Annotated in this window: 15 protein-coding genes and 1 tRNA gene; 11 read left to right on the forward strand and 5 right to left on the reverse strand. The window is 65.5% G+C overall.

From position 1 onward, the window contains the following. Window positions 1-10: 10 nt before the first annotated feature. Together AC1C2M_RS02295 and AC1C2M_RS02300 are read left to right on the forward strand one after the other, a co-directional pair. On the forward strand, window positions 11-3,166 hold the full coding sequence (locus tag AC1C2M_RS02295) for a PD-(D/E)XK nuclease family protein (protein ID WP_495435112.1): 3,156 nt from the start codon (window positions 11-13) through the stop codon (window positions 3,164-3,166). Further along, on the forward strand, window positions 3,163-6,471 hold the full coding sequence (locus AC1C2M_RS02300; protein WP_495435113.1) for an ATP-dependent DNA helicase: 3,309 nt from the start codon (window positions 3,163-3,165) through the stop codon (window positions 6,469-6,471). Before AC1C2M_RS02295 ends, AC1C2M_RS02300 begins: the two co-directional genes overlap by 4 nt. On the opposite strand, the gene AC1C2M_RS02305 is transcribed toward AC1C2M_RS02300, so the two are convergent. After that, on the reverse strand, window positions 6,375-7,733 hold the full coding sequence (locus tag AC1C2M_RS02305) for a phosphotransferase (RefSeq protein WP_495435114.1): 1,359 nt from the start codon (window positions 7,731-7,733) through the stop codon (window positions 6,375-6,377). The genes AC1C2M_RS02300 and AC1C2M_RS02305 overlap by 97 nt on opposite strands. 95 nt (window positions 7,734-7,828) lie before the next feature. On the opposite strand from AC1C2M_RS02305, the gene nudC reads away from it, so the two are divergent. Both nudC and AC1C2M_RS02315 read left to right on the forward strand, forming a co-directional pair. Beyond that, entirely contained in the window at window positions 7,829-8,821 is a 993-nt protein-coding gene (gene nudC, locus AC1C2M_RS02310; protein WP_483404558.1) for an NAD(+) diphosphatase, read from the forward strand. Further along, window positions 8,818-10,566: an ATP-dependent helicase gene (locus AC1C2M_RS02315; RefSeq protein ID WP_483404557.1), complete on the forward strand. Its 1,749-nt coding sequence runs from the start codon at window positions 8,818-8,820 to the stop codon at window positions 10,564-10,566. The genes nudC and AC1C2M_RS02315 overlap by 4 nt, the downstream gene beginning before the upstream one ends. A gap of 776 nt (window positions 10,567-11,342) precedes the next feature. On the opposite strand, the gene AC1C2M_RS02320 is transcribed toward AC1C2M_RS02315, so the two are convergent. Beyond that, window positions 11,343-12,713, reverse strand: a complete 1,371-nt coding sequence (locus AC1C2M_RS02320) for a zinc-dependent metalloprotease (protein ID WP_495435115.1) — start codon at window positions 12,711-12,713, stop codon at window positions 11,343-11,345. Between the two features lie 176 nt (window positions 12,714-12,889). Between AC1C2M_RS02320 and AC1C2M_RS02325 the strand changes: the two genes are divergently transcribed. From AC1C2M_RS02325 to AC1C2M_RS02335, 3 genes are all read left to right on the forward strand, one after another. Next, window positions 12,890-13,984 (forward strand): YlbL family protein, encoded by a 1,095-nt coding sequence (locus tag AC1C2M_RS02325; protein WP_495435681.1) that lies wholly within the window; start codon window positions 12,890-12,892, stop codon window positions 13,982-13,984. 84 nt (window positions 13,985-14,068) lie between these two features. Beyond that, window positions 14,069-17,002, forward strand: a complete 2,934-nt coding sequence (locus AC1C2M_RS02330) for a UPF0182 family membrane protein (protein ID WP_483404555.1) — start codon at window positions 14,069-14,071, stop codon at window positions 17,000-17,002. A 134-nt stretch (window positions 17,003-17,136) separates the two neighbouring features. Then, window positions 17,137-17,210 (forward strand) — tRNA-Met (locus AC1C2M_RS02335). A gap of 611 nt (window positions 17,211-17,821) precedes the next feature. Here the strand turns inward: AC1C2M_RS02335 and AC1C2M_RS02340 are convergent. Next, window positions 17,822-19,180, reverse strand: a complete 1,359-nt coding sequence (locus tag AC1C2M_RS02340; protein WP_495435116.1) for a M23 family metallopeptidase — start codon at window positions 19,178-19,180, stop codon at window positions 17,822-17,824. A gap of 337 nt (window positions 19,181-19,517) precedes the next feature. Beyond that, complete coding sequence (locus AC1C2M_RS02345; RefSeq protein ID WP_483404553.1) at window positions 19,518-19,850, reverse strand: DUF7882 family protein; 333 nt, start codon at window positions 19,848-19,850, stop codon at window positions 19,518-19,520. Window positions 19,851-19,925: 75 nt separating this feature from the next. Between AC1C2M_RS02345 and AC1C2M_RS02350 the strand changes: the two genes are divergently transcribed. After that, window positions 19,926-20,741, forward strand: coding sequence for a carbon-nitrogen hydrolase family protein (locus AC1C2M_RS02350; RefSeq protein WP_483404552.1), 816 nt, complete (start codon window positions 19,926-19,928; stop codon window positions 20,739-20,741). A 13-nt stretch (window positions 20,742-20,754) separates the two neighbouring features. Here the strand turns inward: AC1C2M_RS02350 and AC1C2M_RS02355 are convergent, their stop codons facing one another. Continuing rightward, window positions 20,755-21,951: an aminotransferase class I/II-fold pyridoxal phosphate-dependent enzyme gene (locus AC1C2M_RS02355; protein ID WP_495435117.1), complete on the reverse strand. Its 1,197-nt coding sequence runs from the start codon at window positions 21,949-21,951 to the stop codon at window positions 20,755-20,757. Between the two features lie 118 nt (window positions 21,952-22,069). Between AC1C2M_RS02355 and AC1C2M_RS02360 the strand changes: the two genes are divergently transcribed. The 3 genes from AC1C2M_RS02360 (at window position 22,070) to AC1C2M_RS02370 (ending at window position 25,342) form a co-directional block, all read left to right on the forward strand. Beyond that, complete coding sequence (locus tag AC1C2M_RS02360) at window positions 22,070-22,642, forward strand: hypothetical protein (protein ID WP_495435118.1); 573 nt, start codon at window positions 22,070-22,072, stop codon at window positions 22,640-22,642. Then, window positions 22,618-23,421, forward strand: coding sequence for a PKD domain-containing protein (locus tag AC1C2M_RS02365; RefSeq protein ID WP_495435119.1), 804 nt, complete (start codon window positions 22,618-22,620; stop codon window positions 23,419-23,421). Before AC1C2M_RS02360 ends, AC1C2M_RS02365 begins: the two co-directional genes overlap by 25 nt. A gap of 238 nt (window positions 23,422-23,659) precedes the next feature. Continuing rightward, a complete protein-coding gene (locus AC1C2M_RS02370) occupies window positions 23,660-25,342 on the forward strand; it encodes a S1C family serine protease (protein ID WP_495435120.1) in 1,683 nt (560 codons plus the stop codon). Window positions 25,343-25,409: the final 67 nt, after the last annotated feature.

Below are 25,409 nucleotides of genomic sequence, written 5' to 3' on the forward strand. Positions count from 1 at the left end.
CGTGGATTTCGTGGCCATCAGAGGATTCCAGATCGAGCGCGCTGAGCGCAGCGAGAGCGGGGATCTCTCTCTCGACGCGACGCAGCGGGCTGTTCTGGTGCTGGGTGACGCCACGTCAGCGGCGGTGTCCGGTGCGCCAGGGAGCGGCAAGACGACCACGATCGTTGAACTCGTGGCCGACCGTATTCTCAACCGTCAGTACGCTCCGGCTGAGGTGCTCGTCCTCGCCCCGAACCGGCGCGCAGCCGCGCGACTTCGCGACCGTCTTGCCCTGCGGGTCGGAGTACCGACCCCCGGTCCTCTTGCGCGCACCCTGAGTTCGATCGCCTTCCAGATCGTCGGGGCCCGAGCCGCTCTCGAGGGGAACGAGCCGCCTCGCTTACTCACCGGCGCCGAGCAGGACACGGTGATCGCCGAGCTGCTCGCCGGGCATGAACTCGACGGGACAGGTCCGCTGTGGCCCGATCCGCTCGTTGCCGAGGTTCGCAGGTTGAAGGGTTTTCGTACCGAGTTGCGAGAACTCATGATGCGCAGCGTCGAGGGTGGGCTCCGCCCTCGCGATCTCGACGCACTCGGTACGAGACATGACCGCCGTGAGTGGTCTGCGGCCGCGAGGTTCATCGACGAATACGAACGCGTCATTGACAGTTTCGGCACCGGGTATCTCGACTCGTCAGAGCTCGTCGCCCAGGCGACGGCAGAACTCGACCGCGGGTTCGGGCTCGATGGCGTTCGGCTCGTTGTCGTCGATGACCTTCAGGAGCAGGGGTCTGCCGCTCTCGCATTCCTCGGGGTGCTCGCGCGACGCGGCGTCTCGATTGTTGCCTTCGGTGATCCGGATGTCGCGGCGACGACGTTCCGCGGTTCGGATCCGGCGGCGCTCGGGTCGCTTGGCCGCACGCTCCGCGTGCCCGTCGCGTCGCTTCGGCTCGGAACCGTCTACCGCCACGGGGCTGCGCTTCGCACTGTGGTGCAGCAGATCACCGGCCGGGTCGGTGCAGCAGGTACCGTCGGTCACCGGGCGGCCGGAGCGGCCGTGACCGAGGGCTCCGACATCGATGAGGCCGTCATTACTCCCGTGCTCCGAATCGAGGCCTCGTCGCCGGCCACGGAGCACCAGGCGATCGCCCGGGTTCTCAGGGAACATCACCTGTTCGGTGACATCCCCTGGAAGAGGATGGCGATTATCGTGCGATCGGGAGCGTCGATCGCGCAACTGTCCCGTTCGCTCGCGCTCGCCGAGGTGCCGACGGCGACGCCTGCCGGTGGCAGGAACATTCGTTCCGAGTTCGCCTCCGGCCAGCTCATCGACGCTGTGGCGCTTGCCGTCGGTCGCATGGAACCCGCCATCGAGCTCTTGACACGTCTGATCACCGGGCCGCTGTGCGGGCTCGACCCCGTGGCGCTGCGACGGGTACGACTCGCGCTTCGCCACGAAGAGATCGCCGGGGGCGGTAACCGGTCCGGCGACGAGCTCCTCCTCGACGCCCTCGCCCAACCCGGTCGGTTCGCGACGATCGACTCAGCTGCCGCCCGTCAGGTCGGTCGCTTCGCGACGACTCTCGCCGAGGCGACGTCGGCGGGCGTCGCGGGAGCGAGCGTCGAAGAACTCCTCTGGATGTTCTGGGAGAGAAGCGGACTGGCATCCGCCTGGTCTGCGCAGGCCCTCGGATCCGGGTTCGCCGCCGACGAGGCGAATCGCCACCTCGACAGCGTGATGGCGCTCTTCACCGCTGCAAAGCGGTTTGTGGAGCGCAACCCGACAGAACCCGCCGGCCGGTTCATCGATGAGATATTGGCCTCCGAAGTGCCGGAGGACTCGCTCACGCCGCAGGCCGCGAGCGACGCGGTCTTCATCGGCACGCCGAGCGGCGTCGTCGGCGCGGAGTTCGACATCGTCGTCCTCGCCGGATTGCAGGACGGCGCATGGCCCAACCCACAGGTCAGGGGAACCCTTCTCTACCCGCAGCAGCTCAGCCAGGTCGTCGCTGGACTCCCGGTCGCCGACCTCGACGCACGCGCCGAGGTGCTCTCGGACGAACTCCGCATGTATGCCCTGGCGGTCTCACGCGCACGTCACCAGGTTGTCTTCAGCGCGACGGTGAACGACGACGAACAACCGTCCCCGTTCCTGCGGTTCCCCGCGATCCGAAACGCCGAGTTGCGCACCGCCGCCGACCAGCGGCATCCGTTATCGCTTCGCGGCATGGTGGGCGTTTTGCGCAGGCGGCTCGTGACCACAGGGGATCCTGCGGCCGCTTCGGCTCTCGCACGGCTGGCCGCCGAGGGTGTCCCCGGTGCCGACCCGACCCAGTGGTACGGGCTGCTCGACCCGTCGACGACCGAGCCGCTGGTCGACCTCAGCGACCCGGAGGCCCGTGTCTCGGTGTCGCCGTCCAAGCTGGAGACCTTCGAGAAGTCGCCGCTCGCCTGGTTCATCGACACCATGGCGGCGGCACCATCGGGCCTCGCCGCCGGCATCGGCACTGTCGTGCACGCGGCCATGGAACACGCCGGCCACATTCCCACCGCAGAACTCACCCCGGCCGACGTCACGGTCGACGCGCTCTGGGAACAGATCGACGCCCACTGGTCCGAGCTGTACTTCGAATCGCCGTGGCTCGCCGAACGACAGCGGCGCGCCACCCACAAGCTCGTCGAGGGGCTCAGCCAGTACCTCACCGACTTCATCGCCGCCGGCAGTGAGACCGTGAGCGCCGAGAGAACGTTCGCCGTCGAGCTGGGCCAGGTCACGCTGTCCGGCAAGATCGACAGGGTCGAACGGATGCCGAACGGCGACGTTGTCATCGTCGACCTCAAGACCGGCAAGACAGCGCCGACGAAAGCCCAGGTGGCACTCAATCCGCAACTCGGCGGGTACCAGCTCGCCCTCGCGGCGAACGCCATTGACGGCACGAGCGCCGAGGACTCCTCCGGCGGCGCTGCGCTGCTGTACGTCTCGGGCGGAGCGCGGGGCAAGAACTACAAGGTGCTGAGTCAGGACGCGATGACGGACGAACAACGAACAGAGTTCGCCGAGCGTGTCGTGCAAGCCGGTCGGGGTATGGCGGCGGCCGAGTTCCTCGGCGTGCACGATCTCGACGAACGCGACCCGAAAGCAGGATTCATGTACCGCATCCACCTCGTCGCGGCGGTGTCCGCGTGAGTGACCTGGAGATGGCCGAACCCCGGTACTCGGCACGCAACATTGCGACGCTGCTGGGACTGCCGCAGCCCACAGACGAGCAGGTCGCCGTCATCGAGGCCCCGCTCGCCCCAGCCCTCGTTGTCGCGGGCGCCGGCAGCGGCAAAACCGAGACCATGGCCAACCGGATCGTCTGGCTCCTCGCCAATGGCTACCTGAGGGTCCCCGAAATCCTCGGCCTCACGTTCACGCGCAAGGCCGCCGGTGAGCTGGCGACCCGAGTCCGGGAGCGGATCGGGCAGCTCCAGGATGCCATCGCCGACGACGAGAACGCCCAGGACATCGACGTCCTCGAGGCGCCGTCGATCGCGACATACAACTCGTTCGCCAGCAGCCTGTTTCGTGAGTATGCGCGCCTCATCGGCCGCGAGCCCGACCAGACGGTCATCACGGAGGCCTCGGCGTGGCGACTCGCTCGCGGCCTCGTCGTCGCGAGCACCGACGACCGCCTTCCGGCCATCGAGAAGAGCGTCGACCAGCTCACTGCCGCCGTTATTTCGCTGAGTCATGCCCTGAGCGACAACGATGCAGCGGGCGAAGCGGATGCCGTTCGGCGGTTCTCCGAAGAATTCCACGATCTCATCACCCTCGACATCCACGACGGCAGTCGTTCCAAGAAGACCCCCTTCACGTCGGTCGTCGATGCCGTCCGCGACGTGGACGCCCTGGGCGTCCTGCTCGAACTGGCCGGCAGGTTCGCCGAGGAGAAGGAGCGCAGGGGCTTCATGGAGTTCAGCGACCAGGTCTCGCTCGCCCTCGAGATCTGCCGCCGCGTGCCCCGCGTGATCGACGAGTACCGCTCCCGGTTCAAAGTCGTGATCCTCGACGAATACCAGGACACCGCCGTCGTGCAGACCGACCTGCTCGCCCTGTTGTTCTCCGGGCACCCCGTCATGGCTGTCGGTGACCCGAACCAGTCGATCTATGGTTGGCGGGGCGCGTCGAGCGCGAACCTCGCCCGGTTCGCCGAGGACTTCGGGGGCAGCGATGGGGCTGGCACGTTCGCCCTGTCGACGAGCTGGCGGAACTCAGCCCGCGTGCTCGATGCGGCGAACGCCATAGTGGCTCCGCTCCCGGTCTCGGCATCGGTGCCCGTTTCGCGGCTCACCTCTCCGCCCTGGGCTGGCGACGGCGACGTTCGGGTGGTCTTCCCCGAGACCGTCACAGACGAAGCCGATGTCGTCGCGGGCTGGCTCGCCACCGAACTGTCCCGGCCAGCGGGCAACGGATCACGCCGCACGGCGGCGCTCCTCTGCCGCTCGCTCAAGAACGTCGCGGTGTTCACCGAGGCGCTTGCCCGTCACAAGGTCCCGTTCCACATCCTCGGTGTCGCCGGGCTGCTCGAACAGCCGGTCATCGTGGATCTGGTCTGTGCGCTCCGCGTGCTCCACGACCCGACGGCGGGCAGTGAACTGATTCGTCTGCTCACCGGTGCGCGCTGGCGGATCGGTGCCCGAGACATCCAGGCTCTGAGCTCGCTCGCCCGCTGGCTCGCCGATCGCGATCTGGCGCAGCAGCCCATCCCGGCCGAGGTGAAGCAGAAGCTGTTCGAATCCGCGGCATCCGACGATGGAAAATCGATCGTCGACGCACTCGACTTCTTGCAGAACGCCCCGACCGGCCACAAGGCTTTGCAGCAGTTCAGTGAGACAGGCCTCGAACGGATGCGAGCGGCTGCCCGCCAGCTGACGGCACTTCGCCGTCGCTCGGGCCTCGACCTCTACGACCTCGTCAACCTCGTGGTGCAGGAGTTCCTGCTCGACGTCGAGGTGGCCTCCAACGCGCACGCGCCACTGGGCCAGCCGAGCCTGGACGAGTTCACCGACCAGATTTCGTCGTACCTCTCGGTCGATGAGAACGGCTCGCTCGGGTCGTTCCTGTCGTGGCTTGCCGACGCCGAGCAGCGTGAGAACCTCAGTCCCCGTGCCGAGGATCCCGAGCCGGGGACCGTGCAGATTCTCACCATTCACGGCTCGAAGGGGCTGGAGTGGGACAGCGTTGTCGTGCCGCGCATGGTTCACGGCGAGTTGCCATCGCCGCTTCGGAGCAAGCGCGGCTGGACGGCTTTCGGCGAGCTTCCCTTCGAATTCCGGGGTGACCGGCACGAGCTTCCTGTCTTTGCATGGCGTGGCGCTGCTACCCAGGCCGACGTCGACGACGCGTACGTGACGTTCGGCGCAGAACTCGAGGCCCGAAACGACGCTGAGCAACGACGACTGGCCTACGTTGCCGTCACTCGCGCGAAAGATGCCCTCCTCGTCACCGGATCATTCTGGGCAACCCAGAAGCAGCCCCGCGGTCCAGGTTCTTTCCTCCGTGAGATTGTCGGCGCCGTCCCCTCGAGCTGCGACGACCTCCCGGAGAGCCCGCAGGCGGAGGAGAACCCACTGGCGGCCGACGAGAAGTTCGAGATCTGGCCGCTGAATCCGCTCGGCAACCGAGCCGATGCCGTTCACGCTGCCGCAGCATCCGTCATCGAGGCAAACCCCGCAGCCGACACCGCCTGGTCGGGAGACATCGACCTGCTGCTCGCCGAACGGAACCGCCGGATGCACGCCGAGGAGTTCGTGCCGATTCCCGACCGCGTTCCTGCCTCACGCTTCAAGGACTACGTGACGGATGCCGCCGGCCTCGCCGCCCGAATGCGCCGCCCGCTCCCCGAAAAGCCGTACCGCCAGACCCGGCTCGGAACCCTCTTCCACAGCTGGGTTGAGCAGCGGTCGGGAATCGCCGGCGGGCAGGAGAGCCTCGATTCGGATCCGTTCGAGTTGGACCTCGACCCGGATTCGACGACCGGGTCGGTCGAGGGCACACTGATGCCGATCGAGCAGCAGGAACGGGAGGCTCTCGAGGTGCTGCAGCGCACCTTCGAGAGGTCGGAGTGGGCGGACCTCGCTCCCATCGACGTGGAACGCGAGATCAACTTCGTGCTGGAGGGCCAGATCATCATCTGCAAGCTCGACGCGGTGTACGAACGCGAAGGCAGGTTCCAGATCGTCGACTGGAAGACGGGTCGCGCGCCGAAGACTGCCGCCGAGCTCGACGACCGCCAGTTCCAGCTCGCGCTGTACCGGCAGGCTTATGCCGAGTGGAAAGACGTCGACCCTGAACTCATCGACGCCGTGTTCTACTACGTCGCTGACGACCTGGTCCTGAGGCCGGAGAACCTCTACTCGGCCGAAGAGCTCGGTCGACGCTGGGTCAGCGGAGTGATCTCGCCCGATTCCGCAGCCTCAAGCGCCGCGAAGTCCAACTCGGCGGTGTAGCCGTCACCGGTTGTGCCGGTTGCTGGAGTGCCAGTTGCCGGAGTGCCGGTTGCTGGTGAGCCGGATGCCGTCTGGTCGCGTGCGGCAGCGTTCGCCTCGGTAGCGGCCGCGCGGGCTTTCTCGACAGCGGCAAGGTCGATCGGACCGGTGTCGATGGCATCCGTGTTGTGCGTGCCGTCGTTCTCGTCGCGGTCACCGTCTACGTCGTCCTCGGCCAGCGCTGCCTCGAACTGGGACCGGTCGTAGCTGTCCGTTTCCATGGCGAAGCCGTGCGCCTGCGCGGCAGACGTGGTCTGCGGGGTGCGCGAGAGCATCTCTTCGACGTCGGCAACGGCCATGATCGGGCCGGTCTGGGGTGACAGCGGATGCATCAGGTCGCCGAGCACGTGATCGACAAGACCGTCGAGGAGCGCCACGGCATCGTCGATGACCTGCTGGTCCTTCGTGTCGACGCCGTGCAGCAGCCAGCGCGCAAGTTCGAGCTCTGCGTGAAGCATCGATCGCTGGCTGATCAGCCGGTCCGGATGCCGTGCGGCGCTCAGCCGGTAGGCGGCGAGGACGCTGTCAGCGGCTTCACCCGCTCCGCTCAGCCAGTGCAGGTCCCGCGCCGGGTCGCCCACGCGGAGCGAACCCCAGCCGATGATCCCGGTGACGATCGGGCCGACGTTGTGGTCGGTGATGACGAATGATTCTGCGCTCAGGGAGCCATTGATGACCGCCGGCTGGAACTGCCACAGCGCCTCGTCGGCGGCGGCGTCGGTCCAGCGCTGCTTCACCGCGGCGGGGAGCAACCGCGTTGCCGCAGCGCGCTCGATGACGTTGCGGGCTTCGGTGCGGCAATCGGCTGCGGTCAGCGACGGCAGCCCGACCTCGGCCACAAACGAGCCAGGGAGAGAGTGGATGGCGGCGATCGCAGCGCCGATCGACGTTGCGACTCCATCGCCGGCGGGAATGTGCTCGGCGGGCACGCCGTACCCCGGCAGGTAGTCGTAGACGACGGCGCGGGTTCCGCGAACGGATGTCTGACCGACGACGGTGGGGACCTCGAACGGCAGCCGGCTCCGGATTCCGGCGGTCATCGCCTGGAGAGCGATGAGTTCGACCGACTGGTCACTCGCCGATTGCTCGTTGGCGGGCACCCGGACGACGAGTTCCCTGTCGTCGCTCGTGCGGAGGAGTGCGGAGTCGAAGTCGCCGGTCTGGCCGTGACCGAACGGGCCGCTGCCGACGAGCTGCAGGTCCGCGACAGCTGAAGTTGCCAACGCGGCTAGAGTTAGATGCGATCTGGCCATGGCATCTAGGTTAGGTCGCTAAACGGGCTGGCAGCCACACGCCACGCCCTTCTGAACCGGAGTGTATGTCGTTGATTCCTGGCGCGCTAGCTAACCTGCCCCTTGCGCCAAGCGCTGTCGACCGCGACGCTGACGCGCGAGAGCTGGCAGAGATCTTCACAGACCTCGCGGCAGACCCGGCAACACGAACGCTCGTTCTGTGGCGTGGCCGCCTGGTTCTGGACGGTGATGCCGTGCGGCTCTCTCCCGCCGACATCGTGACCGGAGAGTCGACGCTCGTCTATCTGGGCAGGACCATCGCCGATTCGCCCTCGGTGTCAGCCGGTACGCGGGTGGTGCTGGTGATCGCCACCGACGACGTTGCACGTGAGATCGAACCGGACGAGGAGAAGTGGGTGACGTTCCGCACGGCCGCCCCGCTGGTCGGCGAGCCGTACTCGAGCCTGGTGACCGAGGCAGCCGCACTGTCGAACTGGCACCTCAGCTCATCGTTCTGCCCCCGCTGCGGGTCGGCGACCGATCCTGAAAGCGCCGGGTGGGCCCGCCGCTGCGTGTCGTGCAACAACCAGATTTTCCCCCGCACAGACCCCGCCGTTATCGTCCTCGTCCTCGACGACGATGACCGGCTCCTGCTTGGCTCGAACATTCTCTGGCCGGAGGGGCGGTACTCGTTGCTCGCGGGGTTCGTCGAAGCGGGCGAGTCGCTTGAACAGGCCGTCGTCCGGGAGATTTTCGAGGAGGCAGGCGTTCGTGTCGACAGCCCGCGGTACCTCGGCTCGCAGGCCTGGCCGTTCCCACGCTCGATCATGCTCGGGTTTTCTGCCCGGGTCGCGCCGGGGCAGAACCCGGCTGGAATCGAACCAGACGGGCTCGAGATCGTCGACCTGCGCTGGTTGAGTCGGGCCGAGCTCCGCGCCGAAGCCGGAACTCTGTTGCTTCCCGGCTCCACCTCCATTGCCCGCGCACTGATCGAGCACTGGCTTACCGCCGACGGTGGGCCCAGCCTCGACGAGGCGGCGAAGAGTACGACTGCGCACGACACGGAGAACTCGCGATGACGGCATCCGTTACCGAACCAGCGGCATTACTCGCAGGACTCGACGATGACCAGCGAGTCGCGGCGGAGGCCCTCAGGGGACCCGTCTGCATCCTGGCCGGTGCCGGAACGGGAAAGACACGGGCGATCACGCACCGAATCGCCTACGGCGTCGCGACGGGAACCTACGCGGCGAACCGGGTGATGGCACTGACCTTCACCAACCGTGCCGCGGCCGAACTCCGGGGGAGGCTTCGCAACCTTGGCGCCGGTTCGGTGCACGCCCGTACCTTCCACGCTGCGGCGCTCAGCCAGCTCAACTACTTCTGGCCGCACACGGTCGGGGGGACAATGCCTGCCCTCATCAACAGCAAGGGCCGCATGCTCGGTCACGCTGCTGAGCGCCTCCGGCTCAAGCTCGACACGGCCACCCTGCGCGACATTGCCGCGGAGGTCGAGTGGCGCAAGGTGTCCGGTTTGAGCATCGAGCAGTACGCCGCCGCCGGCCGACCGAGCCCGCAGGCGCTCACCGTCGAGCAGGTTGCAGACATGCAGCAGGCGTACGAGGACCTCAAGGATGAACGCAAACAACTCGACTTCGAGGACGTCCTGCTCGCCTGCGCCGGGATGATCGAAACCGAACCGGCCGTCGCCATGCAGGTGCACGAGCAGTATCGGTTTTTCGTTGTCGACGAGTACCAGGACGTGTCACCGCTCCAGCAACAACTGCTCGACCTCTGGATCGGTAACCGCAACGATGTGTGTGTCGTCGGCGACGCGAGCCAGACCATCTACTCGTTCGCGGGGGCAAAGAGCGATTACCTCCTTGACTTCCCCGCACGGCACGCGGATGCCACTGTCGTGCGCCTCGAACACAACTACCGGTCGACCCCGCAGATCGTCGATACCGCGAACCGGCTGATGCGGGGGAGGACCGGAGCGCTCACCCTGCAGGCCGACCGATCCGGCGAGGCCCAGCCCGCGCCAGAGGTGACGGCGTACCCGCACGACCACGCGGAAGCACGCGCGATCGCGCAGTCGGTGCTCCAGCAGATCGCGTCCGGCGTGAAACCTGAGAACATCGCCATCCTCTATCGGATCAACGTGCAGTCCGCCGCGATCGAAACAGCGCTCGGCGATGTCGGGGTGCCGTACCTGCTGCGGGGGAGCAAACGCTTCTTCGACCTGCCCGAGGTGCGCCAGGCGATTCTGACCCTGCGTGGAGCGTCGGTCTCGGTCACGGGCGAACCGCTGTTCAAGTCGGTGTCGGACGTGTTGCGCTCCCTCGGCTGGACCCAGAAAGCCCCGGAAACCGCCGGAGCCGTCCGTGACAAGTGGGAGTCGCTCAACGCGATCATGGGACTCGTCGACACGATGCCGCCGGGAACCACATTCCGCGAATTCACCGATGAACTGCTTGAGCGACAGGCCGGTCAGCACGAACCGACGGTCTCGGCGGTGACGCTCGCCACCCTGCACTCCGCCAAGGGGCTGGAATGGGATGTCGTTTACCTTCCCGGCCTCAGCGAGGGCCTCGTTCCGATCAGTTACGCGAAGACCTTCGAGCAGATCGACGAGGAACGCCGGCTGCTTTACGTGGGGATTACCCGAGCCCGCTCGCGGCTCTTCCTGTCGTGGGGAGAACAGCCCGGTCGTGGCTCGCAGCCACGTGAGCGGTCTCGATTCCTGACAGAGATCGGCATCCGCAATGCGGGTGTTGCCGGTGCCAGGCGCGGCGCCCCGACTGCGAGCGCGCGTCGAAGCTGAGCGTCGCTGACGCGAGGTCGTTCACTCGGCCGTTCAGTCGTGACTCGGTGACTCGAGCGGCGAGCCCGGCAACGACGCTGATGAGTGGTTCGCGCTCGGACGTCGTTGCCTGCCCGAGCAGTTGCGAGGCGATGGCCGGCCAGGCCGGATCTCGCTCGGCTGTGTCCCGGGCGAGACAGTGCAGGCACGGACCGGTTCCCGGTTCCACGAGCGGGCCGACGCGCACCCCGGTGTCTGTGTAGACGACGGCCAGGTGGGGGATGTCGCGGCTCAACCATCGGACATACCGGCGGGGGTCGATGACGTGATGGGCGATGATGATGGCGAGACCCGGGCTTTGCGAGTCCCCGGAACCCAGCCCGGGAATCCCTGTCGCCGTCAGAAGGGACGCAATCCGCTCGGCGGTCGGTCCAGCGCCTTCCACAATCCAGCTCGCTTCAGGCGGTGGGCCGGGTTCGGGCACGAGCGCTGGGCCGATCTGGCTGACCAGACTGGATACCTCGCTCTCCCCGATGCCGAGCCGGACGGCCAGCCTGTCAAGCTCCGAGCGGCTGATGCCGGCCATCAGGGCGCCGATCAGCCGTTCGGTCGGTCCACTAACGTGCTCCAGCGTCACGACGGGAGTTTCGGCACCGATCTGGAGTGACAGCTGGTCGCGCCAGACCAGCGGATATCGCGGGTCGAGTCTGAGCACCATGCACGCCATCATGCCGGAGCCGGTGATTACGCCGGAGAGTTATCCACAGTGCTGGGCGGGTGCGCGCGAGCGCGTCCGGTCAGACGTTCGGCGGGGTCTCGCCGTCCGCAGTGCCGGAGCCGTCTTCCTCGCCCCGCAGGAGGTCCTGGAGCGCCGTATCGAACTCGTCAGGCTCGGGCACATCGCCACGCGCGCTGGCCTCGAGTCGCTGGATGAGCTCCGTCGGGTCGTCGATGTCTTCCGCGGAGGGGATGAGGTCGGGGTGAGACCAGAGCGAATCGCGCTGTTCGTTGCCGACGGCATCCGTGATCTTCTGCCACATTGCGGCGGCCTCGCGCAGCCGGCGCGGCCTCAACTCGAGGCCGACGAGGGTCGAGAAGGCGGATTCCGCCGGACCGCCCGTCGCTCGGCGGCGCTTGACGGTTTCCGCGACGGCATCGGACTTGGGGAGGCGGGCTGTGGCAGCGCCGGTGACGACGTCGACCCAGCCCTCCACGAGCGCGAGGATCGTCTCGAGCCTGGCGAGGGTGACCAGCTGGGCCTCGGTCTTCGGCGGGATGAGCGAACCGTCGACCATCGCCTGCCGGAGTTCCTCGGGGTTGGCGGGGTCGAAGCTGTCTGCGAGGCCCTCGAGCCGGTCAGTGTCGATCCGGATGCCGCGAGCGAACTCCGTGATGGAGGTGATGAGGTGCAGGCGCAACCACCGCGCGTGCCGGAACAGGCGAGCGTGCGCGAGTTCGCGGACGGCCAGGTAGATCTGGACCTGGTCGTCGGGGATGTCGAGGCCCTCACCGAACGCTGAGACGCTCTGGGGGAGCAGCGCGGCCTGGTTGTCGTCGAGGAGAGGAATGCCGATGTCTCCGCCAGACACAACCTCGGTCGAGAGCTGGCCGACGACCTGGCCGAGTTGCATGGCGAAGAGCGCCCCACCGATGCTTCGGAGCAGGCTGCTCGCGCCCTGAACCATTCCCTGGAACTCTTCGGGCGCCTGTTCGCTCAGGACCCGCGTCAGCGCGTCGGAGATGCTTGTCGCGACGGGCTCGGCGAGCTGAGTCCATACCGGCATCGTTGCCCGAACCCATTCTCCGCGCGTCATGAGCCCTGGGACGTTGGTGAGTTCGGTGATCTGGGTGACGTCGTCGAGCCACAACGCTGCGATGTGGAAGGCCTGGTCGAGCTGGGCCCTCTGCTCAGGTGAGGTGGGCACGGCGCTCGCCGTGGCGATCTGTACTGCCTGGTCCGTTGCCACCTGCCAGTTGATGCCACCATCGGACGCACCGCGCATGGCGTTCTGCAGCTGGGCGAGCATCGCCTGGATGCTCGCTGGATCAGCGGGCAGGCCGGCAGCTCCGGCGAGTTGGCTCGGGTCGACTCCGCCCTTTCCCGACAGGAAATCCCGCAGCATGTCGCGGAATTCGTCTTCGGGATTGTTGTCAGGTACGTCGGGCACTGAGGCCACCTTTCAGACATCGTGCGGTTGCTCGATCTACGCTAGTGCGTGAACCTCTGAGTTTCGCGTGGCTTCGGCTTGCCGGTGTCCGCCCGCCGCGAACAGCACGAAAGGCCGCAGTGACCCTCTATCTCCCCTCGACGCCTGAACCGGACGAGCAGTACCAGGCGACCGAAATCGTACTCGAACGCCAGGAACGCGCCCAGAAACGGTCGCAGCGGGGCTGGCTGGCACTCGGGCTGTCATTCGTGATCCTGCTCGCGCTCGCGCTCTGGCCGAGCTCGTATGTCATTCAGCAGCCCGGCCCGGTATTCAACACACTCGGCACCGTGGAGATCGACGACAAGAAAGTGCCGATGATCACGGTCGATGGCGCGGAGACCTTCGAGACGAGCGGAGCTCTCGATATGCTCACCGTTCAGGCGGTCGGCAATCCTGAGCAACGACCGAACTGGTTCGAAATCACCCTCGCGTGGTTCAACCCGAGCAAGACAGTTGTTCCCCTCGAGTCGGTCTTCCCCGTCGGCGAAACCACCGAGGAGCGCGACGCGCAGAACGCAGCGCTGATGGTCGATTCGCAGCAGGACGCTGTTGCCGCTGCGCTCACCGAACTCGGATACGAGTTTCCCGCACAGCTCACCGTCGGCCAGATCGCTGACGGCGCCCCGGCCGAGGGCGCACTCAAGGTGGAGGACGAGATCATGGGCGTCAACGGGGCGCCGGTGACCGACCTCGCCTCGCTCCGGGAGGCCATCGCCGACAACGGCACAGAGCAGGCCGCGACGTTCGACATCGTGCGTGCCGGGGTCCCGATGACGATCTCGATCACACCGACGCCGGCAACTGCAGCCGACGGCACAGAAACCGGCGTCATCGGGATCGCAACCAAAATGGTCTACGACTTCCCGATCGACGTGACAATCCAACTCGATAACGTCGGCGGCCCGAGCGCCGGCATGATGTTCGCGCTGGGAATCGTGGACAAGCTCACCGAGGGTGAGCTCAACGGCGGTGCGGATGTCGCTGGCACGGGGACCATCGATGCCCAGGGTGCTGTTGGCGCCATTGGAGGCATCCGTCAGAAGCTGTTCGGAGCGGCAGACGCGGGGGCTGAATACTTCCTCGCTCCTGAGGCCAACTGCAACGAGGTCGTCGGGCATGTGCCCGACGGACTGAGCGTCTTCAGCGTCGCGACCCTCGACGACGCCGTCACCGTTCTTGAGGCGATCGCCGACGAATCTGGACTTGAGATGCTCGCTACCTGTGAGTGAGCGGTGACCGCTGGCCCACGGGGTCAGAGCGGCTGATCTCCCCAATAGAATGAAAGTCCGTCCGAGTATTGACAGAGGCCAAAATTGACTTCCGCTACATCCGCAAATTCCACAGCACCGAACAAGACACGAGCACCGCTGGCGATCACGGCGGCTGTTGTCGGCGCCCTCGTGGTGGCGTTCTTCATCTTCGCGGGTCTTTACTCTGATTTCCTGTGGTTCCAGCAGGTGGGCTTCACCAACGTGCTCACCACCCAGTGGTTCGCCTCCGCGATCATGTTCGTCGTCGGCTTCCTGGGCATGGCAGTGCCCGTCTACGTCGCGATCCAGCTCGCCTACCGGCTCCGCCCCGTCTACGCGAAGCTCTCGAGCCAGCTCGACCGATACCAGGAGCTCGTCGAGCCGCTTCGCCGCGCCGCGACCTACGGAATCCCCGCGCTGCTCGGCCTCTTCGCAGGCTTCTCGGCGGCGACCCGCTGGGAGACCGTGTGGATCTGGTTCAACCGCACACCGGCAGGAACCGTTGATCCGCAGTTCGGCCTCGACGTGTCGTTCTACATGTTCGAGCTTCCGTTCTACCGCGGCCTCGTCGGATTTGCATCGGCCGTCATCCTCATCGCGACCCTCCTCACCGTCGCCGTCTGCTACCTCTACGGTTCGATCCACGCGACGGGTCGCGAGTTGCGCATCTCGAAGGCCGCCCGAATCCAGATCGCGGTTCTCGCCGGGCTGTACCTCGCCCTGCAGGCCGTCTCCATCTGGCTCGACCAGTACGCGACGCTCAACCAGACCGGTGACCTCATCACCGGTGCGAACTACACCGACGACAACGCAACGATCCCCGGCCGCGTGATCCTCGCCGGGATTGCCGCGCTGGTCGCCCTCTTCTTCTTTGTCACGGCCTTCATCGGCCGCTGGCGTCTTCCGATCGTCGGAACGGCGCTCCTGCTCGTTGCCGGACTTCTCGTCGGAACCGCATACCCGTGGGTGGTGCAGCGCTTCCAGGTCGACCCGAACGCCAAGAGCCTCGAGCAGCCGTATATTCAGCGCAACATCGACCTCACTCGTGAGGCCTACGACGTCAAGGACGTCGAGGAGATCCCCTTCAACGCGAAGACGGACACGACGGCCGGTGCGCTCCGCGCGGATGCCGAGACAACGGCATCCATTCGAATCATCGACCCCGCGCTCGTCAGCCCGTCGATTTCGCAGCTCGAGCGATTCAAGAACTACTACGCGTTCTCCGAAGACCTCGACGTCGACCGCTACTCCATCAATGGCGAGAGCCAGGACACGGTCATCGCGCTTCGTGAACTGAGGCAGGACGCCGAAGACAACTGGGTCAACAACACGCTCGTGTACACCCACGGTTACGGTCTCGTCGCCGCGTACGGAAACCAGCGCTCCGTCGACGGACAGCCGGTCTTCCTCGAGTCGGGTATCCCGACCACAGGGGCGCTCGGTGACTTCGAGCCGCGGATCTACTTCGGCGAGGCCTCTCCCGAGTACTCGATCGTCGGCGGGCCCAAGGACGCGACCCCCATTGAGCTCGACTACCCGTCAGGTGAAGAGGGAAACTCGGAAACCTACAACACCTTCGACGGTGACGGTGGGCCGAAGCTCGACAGTGTGCTCAACAAGCTGGTCTACGCGCTCAAGTTCCAGTCTGAGCAGATCTTCCTGTCGGATGCCGTCACCAACGAGTCGCAGATCATGTACGACCGTGACCCGTCGACGCGTGTGCAGAAGGTCGCTCCGTACCTGACGCTCGACTCCGACCCGTACCCGAGCGTCGTGGACGGTCGGGTGGTATGGATCGTGGACGGTTACACCACGTCTGATGCTTACCCGTACTCACGGACGGTGGGACTGTCGACGGCGATCGCTGACAGCGAGAACAACGACCAGCGGTTCGCGCTCGACAACATCAACTACATCCGGAACTCCGTCAAGGCAACAGTCGACGCGTATGACGGCTCGGTCACTCTCTACGCCTGGGACACCGAGGACCCGATCCTCAAGACCTGGCAGAAGATCTACCCGTCGTCACTCCAGCCGATCTCCGAGATGAGCGGCGACCTGATGAGTCACGTGCGTTACCCGGCTGACCTGTTCAAGGTCCAGCGGTCGATCCTCGGCCAGTACCACGTGACCGACGCGGGCAAGTTCTACTCCAAGACTGACGCATGGTCGACTCCCGTCGACCCGCAGTCGGAGGCCGCGGAGAACCTTCTCCAGCCGCCGTACTACCTGACCCTGCAGATGCCGGGTCAGGAAGCTCCGACCTTCTCGCTCTACTCCACCTTCGTTCCGCGAGGAACCGGTGACAGCGCGTCGAGCGTCCTGACCGGCTACCTGGCTGTGGACGCTGACGCTGGAGCCGACGACGGAACGATCGGCGACGACTACGGCAAGATGAGGCTGCTGACGCTTCCGAAGGAAGTGACAGTGCCGGGCCCGGGTCAGGTGCAGAACGCGTTCAATACCGATCCCGAGGTCTCCTCGCTCATCAACCTGCTCAAGCAGGGACAGTCGAAGGTCCTCAACGGTAACCTGCTGACCCTTCCTGTCGGAGGCGGCCTGCTCTACGTGCAGCCGGTCTATGTGCAGTCGACCGGTGAAACAAGCTACCCGCTGCTCCAGAAGGTCCTCGTTGCCTTCGGTGATCAGATCGCGTTCGAGAACACTCTCGATGAGGCGCTCGACTCGCTGTTCGGTGGTGACTCCGGTGCAACCGCCGGCGACACGAATACGCCTCCGACCGACGACCCGATCGTTCCTGAACCGGATGCCGGTGGCGAGGCGAGTCCTGACACTGACGCGGGTGACGGCGGTACCGGTGGAACCGAGACCGGTGACCCCGCAACTGACGCCGAAATCAAGGCAGCACTCGAAGAGGCCAGGACCGCAATGGCGGAGCGCGACGCCGCTCTCCAGGCCGGAGACTGGACCGCGTACGGCGAAGCCGACAAGCGGCTCTCTGAGGCTCTGGCACGGGCGATCACGCTGATTGGCTAGCGAGGCCTGACGTGTGGGGTGATGACCGATAGCGGTCATCACCCCACCTTTAGTTAACGAGAGACGACAGCTCCCGTCCCTGCGGCGCTCGATTCGCGCGGCAGGGAGACCCGTGATAGAGTAATTTCTTGTGCCGCGGGGTGGAGCAGTTCGGTAGCTCGCTGGGCTCATAACCCAGAGGTCGTAGGTTCAAATCCTGCCCCCGCAACAATAAAAGGCCCGGAATCGAAAGATTCCGGGCCTTTTGCTTTGCCCTCTGTGCTGTCAGGACGCTGTGTTGTCAGGACGCCGTGTTGGGCTGTCGTCGCGTGTTGCGTGAAGCTGTGTGTCGCTTTGACGCTGTACGCCGGCGTGGCTCGCTGTAGGCGCCCGGGCGCCGCGGGTGCGTGTGTCGGCCAGGCAGGCAGGCAGTCAGGCAGGGGGTGCGGGGTCACGCGGGGGAGTGCCAGCGGCAAATCTGCGCAGCGCCTCGGGCGCGAGGAACGCCCTGAGGCCGACAGGGATCGCCGCACCGCCTCCGGGTGGTCCGGTCCGTTTTCAGGGTCCTGGTGCGGCACTGAAGGACGGGGTCCGCCCGTCCTCGGTCGGACCCGTATGTCTGGACAGCGGCATCCGGGCGACCGGGCGTCCCCACGATTCGGCATCGGTGGTCGGTCTGTCCTGCGTCCCATTGAGTGGGGGAGAGACAGACAGGGTGCCACGGCGAAAGTGGCGTACCGCGATGGCATGCCTGACGGTGCGCCAGACGGCGTACCCGAATGGCGTGCTGAAGCTTGGTACCCGATTGGCACGCCTCAGCGACGCGCCTCAGCGGAGTGCTTAGACGACGACGCCCTTTTCGCGGAGGAACGGAGCCGGGTTCGTGTGCTCACCGTCGACGTTCACCTTGAGGTCAAGGTGGCATCCGCTGACGACGCCCGTCGCTCCAACCTCAGCGATGACGTCACCACCGGCAACCGTGTCACCGACCGCGACGGAGTAGGAACCGCTCAACAAGTGACCGTAGATGGTTTCGGTACCGTCGCCGTGATCGATGATGACGCGGTTGCCGTAGGCACCAGCATTGCCGACGAAAGTCACGCGACCGGCGGCGGTCGCTTTGATCGGTGTTCCGCAGGCGCCGGCGAAGTCCATTCCTTCGTGGAAGGAGTTGGAGCATCCGACGCTGTTGCAAATGAGGCCGCGCGGGCCGTACTTCGACGTGATCACTCCGGGAAGCGGACGCCACCAGCCGCTCGCAGAAGGAGCGAGGTACGCGGCAAGCGCCGTCGCGTTATCGAAGATGTACGTGCTTGACGCGTAGGCGGCGTCGAGTTCTTCTTCGCTCGTAGCGGAGTACCCGTCACGCTCGAGTTCTGCGAGGGTGACGTCGCCGCTCACCGTGAGGGACTGGCCCTTCACCGCGCTGCTCATGATCTGCTCGTTGGCGTCAGCAACGGCACCGTCGGAGGGGGCGAACGCGTATGCGGGAAGAGCAACCGTGGCGAGAAGACCCGGAATCGCGAGGGCCACGATGCTCGTCGAGCGCAACGAGCTCCAGCGGCTCTTGCGTTCGGCGGGAAGCAGGCTTTCTGTGTCGCGTGTGACCGAAGCGGCCGCGACAGTTGCGTTGATGGCCGCATCAGCGGACAGCCGGCGCGCCGTCGCGCGGGGAGCGTGCGCGGACGTTGGTGGTGCGATGAAAGCTGCGGCGAGGAAGGCTGAGGTGTCGTTGGCCAGCACGGGAGGCTCGATGCGCTGTTCCGCCTGTGCCTCCTGACTGGTCGCTGCGCCAGCGCTTACGCTTTCTGCCGAATCCGCCCAGGCCGGCGTCGGCAGAACGATTTCGTCGATTTCGACGGGCTGCGCTTCGGCGTCAGGTGCAACGGCGGGTGGGAAGACCGTAGTGGACTCGGCCGTGGTGGGCTCGGCCATGGTGAACGCTTCAGCGCGGTCGATGGTCGGCACAGCCGTGCGGTTGCGGCGGCGGCGAAGAAGGGGGGCCTCTTCGGCGTGCGCGAGCGAGGTGGCGACGGCTTGCTCGGCAAGGAGCGCTGCTTCTGCCTGAAGCGCTGCCTGCATCCTAAGGCTGCGACGGCTGGGGAGCTGCTCACCCGCGGTGACGGGAGGGGACTGCTGCTCGGTGCCTCGAGGGGTCGACTGGACGTTCGAGGGCTGGGGGGCAGCAGTATTTGCCAAAGTGTTTTTCTCCGGGCCTCAGGAACAATTACGGGTGATTGCGTCGTCATTCAACGTAGATCGGGTTTATCCAGGCGAGGAGACGATGTGAGGCGCCTCGCGTGAAATCCTTTGGCGCTGAAGAGGCCGGTGGACATCCCAAGGTTACGCTAAATCACTGGGCATTGCATCTTAAATACCAGATTTATAACAGGTTTATAACGTGAATAATTAGCAAATAAAACGTATTCGATACGAAAATCAGCAAGAACGTGTACGGGATCGGCGAATTGCGCAACGAATCGTGCGACGAACGAAGGCTGGACTCAGGAAAACTGAATCAGGCGTCCAGCTCGGCTCAACTGCCGTTTGCGCGCACCGGCGGCATCTTGTCTGCCTCTGCCTCGCTCACGAGGTGCAAGCCGCGCGGCCCGAAGGATGAATCAGCGAGGACCTCGAGCCAATGACGGTTGAGCTGCGGAGGCTTGCTGCCTACGAACCTGAACTGGAGAGGGATAGCGGGGGAGACCCAAACCGAAACGCGGCCGGATCCGTCTTCGGGACGGTGCTCCCAGCTGACAAAGAAGCCCTCCTGGCGGCGGAGCTTTGAGCCGATAACGATTTTGAGGTGAGCAAGGGCGCGGTCATCGATTTCATATTCCGTGCCATCGCCGTAGACGAGGTATCCCATGGGATCATTCTGCACGACAGGGCAGGCATTGTCCGCATCCGGGACGAATCGGTTCTCGGTGTCTATGCTGGGCGCATGACCGAGCACGCTCCGATAGGTATTGCCGTTGCCCAGTTCAGCCCCGGTGCTGATGTGGACGCAAATCTCCTGGACATCCGGGTGCTCGCCGAGCGCGCCGCGGAGCGCGGGGCCGACGTCGTCGTGTTCCCGGAGTATTCCAGTGCTTTCATCAACCCCCTCGGCCCCGAGCTGGTCGCGCGGGCGGAGCCCCTCGACGGGGTGTTCGTCGAGACGCTGGCCGGTGTCGCGCAGGACCTCGGAATTCACCTGGTCGCGGGCATGGTGGAGCGCACGGGTGACGCCAGCCGGTTCTCCAACACGGTTATCGCGGTCTCCCCGCAGTCCGAACTTGTCGCCAGTTACCGCAAACAACACCTCTACGACGCTTTTGGGCAGACCGAGAGTGACTACGTTGTCGCCGGTGATCTGTCGGATCCCGAGACGTTCACTGTCGGCGGTCTCCGAGTGGGAATCCAAACCTGTTATGACATCCGATTCCCGGAAGTGACCCGGCGCATTGTTGACGCCGGGGCAGACGTCGTGCTGGTTCCCGCTGAGTGGGTACGCGGACCGCTCAAAGAGCACCACTGGAAGACACTCATTACAGCGAGAGCGATCGAGAACACCGTGTACGTCGCTGGTGCAGACCACACGCCCCCCATCGGCGTCGGCAACAGCATGATCGTGGATCCCGCCGGCATTCAGGTCGCTGGCATCGGCGTGGAGACCGATGTTGCCGTGGCTTTCGCGTCGGCGACCCGTGTTGCAGACGTCCGTGAGTCCAATCCCGCTCTTGAATTGCGGCGGTTCCGCGTCGTCCCTCGCACCTGAGCGGAACCGACGGTCAGCGGCCGAGTCGAGTCAGTTGGGCTGCGGCCCGTTCGAGCACGTCGACCTTCTTGCAGAAGGCGAATCGCACGAGCGACGCATAGTCGGCGAGGTGCTCCCCGCTCACGAACGCCGCGAGTGGAACAGCGACAACACCGGCTAGGTCAGGGAGGCGACGACAGAATTCCGTTGCATCCTCGAATCCCAGCTCGGCGGCATCCGCGACGATGAAGTACGAGCCGTCGGGCTTCGACAGTGCGAATCCGGCCGCATCGAGACCGGATGCCAGGAGGTCGCGCTTGTATCGGAGGCCGTCGGCGACCGCGGCGAAGTAGTCATCGCTCAGCCGGAGTCCCGCCGCTATGGCCGGTTGGAACGGCGCGCCGTTCACATAGGTGAGGAACTGTTTGACGGTCGTAATCGCGGTGATGAGGGCCGCTGGCCCGACTGCCCAGCCGATTTTCCACCCGGTCGTATTGAAGGTCTTACCGCCGGAGGAAATCGTGATCGTCCGGTCCCACGCCCCGGGCAGGCTGGCGACGGGCACGTGCTCGACGCCGAAGGTGAGGTGTTCGTAGACCTCGTCGGTGACCAGTATCGCGTCGTGCTGGTGAGCGAGCTCCACGAGAAGCTCGAGCGTCTCGCGGGAGAGCACTGAGCCGGTTGGGTTGTGGGGGTTGTTGATGAGGATGATCCGCGTCCGGTCGGTGACCGCCCGGCGCAATTCCTCATGGTCTGGCTGAAAGTCAGGCCAGCGCAACTGCACCGTGGTGTGCCTTGCGCGCCCGAGCGCGATGAGGCCGCCGTACGCGTCATAGAAGGGCTCGAACGTGAGAACTTCGTCGCCGGCATCGGTGAGGGCGAGGATCGTTGCTGCCAGTGCCTCGGTGGCGCCCGCGGTGACGAGAACGTCGGTGTCAGGGTCGGAGGGGATGCCGTAGAAACGCTGCTGATGCTCAGAGATCGCCGCGCGGAGCACGGGTGTGCCGCGGCCGGGCGGGTACTGGTTCATTCCGTCGCTGATCGCGCGGTGTGCTGCATCGAGGACCTCGCGTGGACCGTCCTCATCCGGGAATCCCTGCCCCAGGTTGATGGCGCCGGTTGAGGAAGCGAGCGCGCTCATTTCGGCGAAGATGGTCGCGGCGATCGAGCCGTCTGGCCGGAGCAGTCCGGCGCCTTCCGCTGTCCGCTGCCAGGAGCCGTGCACAGTCATCCGTATCCTTTCGCGAGTCGACATTCGTTGTCACTCGCATCCCTAGGCTATCCGGCCAGAGATCAGGGTCTGTGGATAACTCCAACAGGATCAGGCCGATTTGCTCTACCGTGACTGCATGGAACGCGGCGCGCGACACCGGATGCCGATGCTTGCGCGCGCGGTCGCTGCCGGTGTCGTGGTTGTGAGTGGGGCGGTGTCCCTCGTCGCCTGTGCCCAGCCAGCACCGCATCCCACCCCTACTCCGACCACCATCTTCGCGAGTGAGGAAGAGGCGCTCGCCGCTGCGACTGATACTTACGCGAAGTACTCCGCGGCGTTTGACCAGACCTCGTCAGAGGGTGAGACCTCGCCGGAAGCGCTTGCTCCATATGTCACGCCGGAGTATCTTGACGAATTCGATGAAGCGGGCCTCATACAGGTAAATGGCTGGCACACCCAGGGCTCTACGAGCTTTGACAGCGTCGCTCTTCTCGACGTTCAAGAAAATCAAAGGATGGCAACGGTTTCTGTACGCCTTTGTCGCGATGTTTCTGGCGTGCAGATCCTGGATACCAGTGGCACCGAGGTCACACCGGCCTCCCGAATGGACCGGTTTCCCTTAGAGGTGCGGTTTAGGTCCGATGAGGTCGGCTCAGCGCGACTCCTTATCTCAGAAAGCGGATCATGGGCTGGCGACAACTTCTGCTGATTCTTACTACGTCTTCGGTCGTGGTCGCGCTGATGGCGCCCGCCGCCGCTTTTGCGGCTTCGTGTGCCCGACAGGACGCGGATGCCGGCCTCTGCACCGGCGGCAGCCTGGAGAATGGCGAAGCCATCATCCGGGGCGACCAGGACAACGGCGGTGGGGGAGGTGGCGGCGGAAACGGTGGCGGCGGTGATACCGATGGCCGCGCGGATGACAACGGTAACGCGGATGGATCCGACGGCCCTGGAGGGATCGACCGCAGCGTGCAGTGTGTCTCGGGCGAGCTGTGTCTCCCCGACGTCGTGACCATCAGCGACCTCGCTCGGTTCCGTCCCGCAGCTCCTGCACTCACGATGGAGCCTGACGGCTGGCTCCTGATCGGCCTTCCCGCCAATTTCATCGCCGATACGAATCGCCACATCCAACCGGGTGTGCTCTTCGACGTTCCGATTGAGGTTCGGTTCACGCCAGTGAGTTATTCCTGGTCGTGGGGAGACGGTTCTCGTTCGCGAACAACTGTGCCCGGTTCGACGTGGGCCGAGCTCGGACTGCCGGAGTTTTCGCCGACGGCCACGAGTCACGTCTTTGCTGACACCGGCGTTTACGCCGTCACGGTCACGGTGGCGTTCGCCGTGGAGTACCGGGTGGCGGGAGCGTCGTGGATAGGGATTGATGGCACGCTGTCATCGCCTGCGGTCACCATCGCGGCGCTCGCGGGCGATGCCAAGACCGTCCTCGTGGACAAAGAGTGCAACAGGAACCCCGCCGGCCCCGGCTGCTGACGACTGCGAGGACATCCGGACCCGTCGGGTCCTCGACAGCTCGGACCCTCGACAGGACGAAGGTCCCGGGCCCGATTAGGGCAGAGTAGGTAGTCTCTGGGTATGTGAGATCCCGCTCCGTGGCAGTTCTTCGCGGGCTTTTGATGTCCCAGCCCACCCATGGCCCGCTCACAGGCAGCGTGAATGAAACGCACAGCTCCGACCGGGATGCTGATTGTGCTTTGGAAGGAGCGCCACCATGACCGACCACTCTCAGGACTCGAGTCCAGACGGAGACCAGCAGCGTCCCTCTGCGCAGGGTCCCTCTGCGCAGAACCCCGATGCCGCTAGCCGGGCGCACGAGGGCACGCCCCCCGCCCCGCGCCTGCCACAGCCGGCAGCCGGGCAGGGATCGACCGACGGCGGGTCGATCGGGCAGAACCCTGACCGGGCAACGCCGCCTGAGGGTTCTCCCACCGCGGCCGCCGCTCACGATTTCGGTGCATCGCCCACGCAATACCCGGGCCACGACCGCACCTCGCCCCAGAATGCCACGGCGCCAACGGGGGCCCAGCACCCCACCGGCAACCAGTACCCGGGCTCTTCATCCGGAAACGGTTATGACGGCACGTCGCACTTTGCTGGCAACGCGTATCCGACACAGGCCGATCCCGCGAGCGCCGCTTACGGCCCGAACGGTTACGCGCCGGGCTCGCACCCGCAACCGCCTGCTCCTCGCGAAAAGCGTCGGTCGAACGTGGGCCTCCTGGTTGCCGGTCTCGCGGTTGGAGCGCTTGTTGGTGGTGCTGCCGGTGCGGGTACGTCGGCCCTGATCATGTCCAACCAGTCGGGCACGGTCAGTCCAAACGCGACTGGGTCCGAGAACATCACCATCAATGACACATCAGATGTCTCGTTGGTGTCAGCCATCGCGGCCAAGGCGTCCCCGAGCGTTGTCACACTTTCCGTCGAGGGCAGCCAGAGCGCGGGGAGCGGCTCAGGAATCATCCTGAGCGAGGACGGTTACGTTCTCACCAACAACCACGTCGTCACTCTCGACGGGCAGCTCAGCGACCCGGCGATCCAGGTGACCAGCAACGACGGCAAGCTCTACGACGCAACGGTCGTCGGCACGGATCCCGCGTACGATCTCGCTGTCATTCAGCTCGAGGACGTGTCCGGGCTGACTCCGATCGAATTCGCCGACTCGAACAAGCTCAACGTCGGTGACCTTGCTGTTGCAATTGGCGCGCCGCTCGGTCTCGCCGGCTCCGTCACTGACGGGATCATCAGCGCCCTGAACCGAAGCATTACCGTTGCCTCGTCCGCTGTTCCTGAAGAGGGCTCCAACGGCGACGACACCGAACAGGACCCGTACGACGTGTGGGGCTTCGACATCCCGGGCCAGACGCCAGAGTCGGCCCCCAGCGAGCAGGCGGTTATTTCCCTTTCGGTCATTCAGACGGATGCCGCGATCAACCCGGGTAACTCCGGTGGTGCGCTCGTAGATGCTGAGGCGAAGCTCATCGGTGTCAACGTCGCCATCGCAACCGCAGGCTCCGATTCGAGCCAGGGCGGCAGCATCGGTGTCGGGTTCGCCATCCCCTCGAACGTCGCGAAGCGCGTCGCGGAGGAGATCATCGAAGACGGTGAAGCGACTCACGGGCTTCTCGGTGCCACCGTCGGAGATGCGGCCAGTGCCGAAGGCAGCCCGGTCGTCGGCGCATTGATCAACGAAGTGACTCCCGGTGGCGCCGCCGAAGAGGCAGGCCTCGCGTCGGGAGACATTGTGACCAACTTCAACGGGTATCCGATCACCGGGGCAACCGACCTGACCGCACAGGTCCGGGCGCTCGCGGCCGGCGACGAAGCCGAGGTCACGTATGTGCGCAACGGCGACACAAGGACGGCAACAGTCACCCTCGGGCAACTGGTCCTCTAGGCCGAGAACGAATCACCCAGCCGACGACGATCCAGGCGCCCGGGAGCTTCTGCTCACGGGCGCCTGG

It is taken from the genome of Mycetocola sp. Y444, from assembly GCF_059445295.1.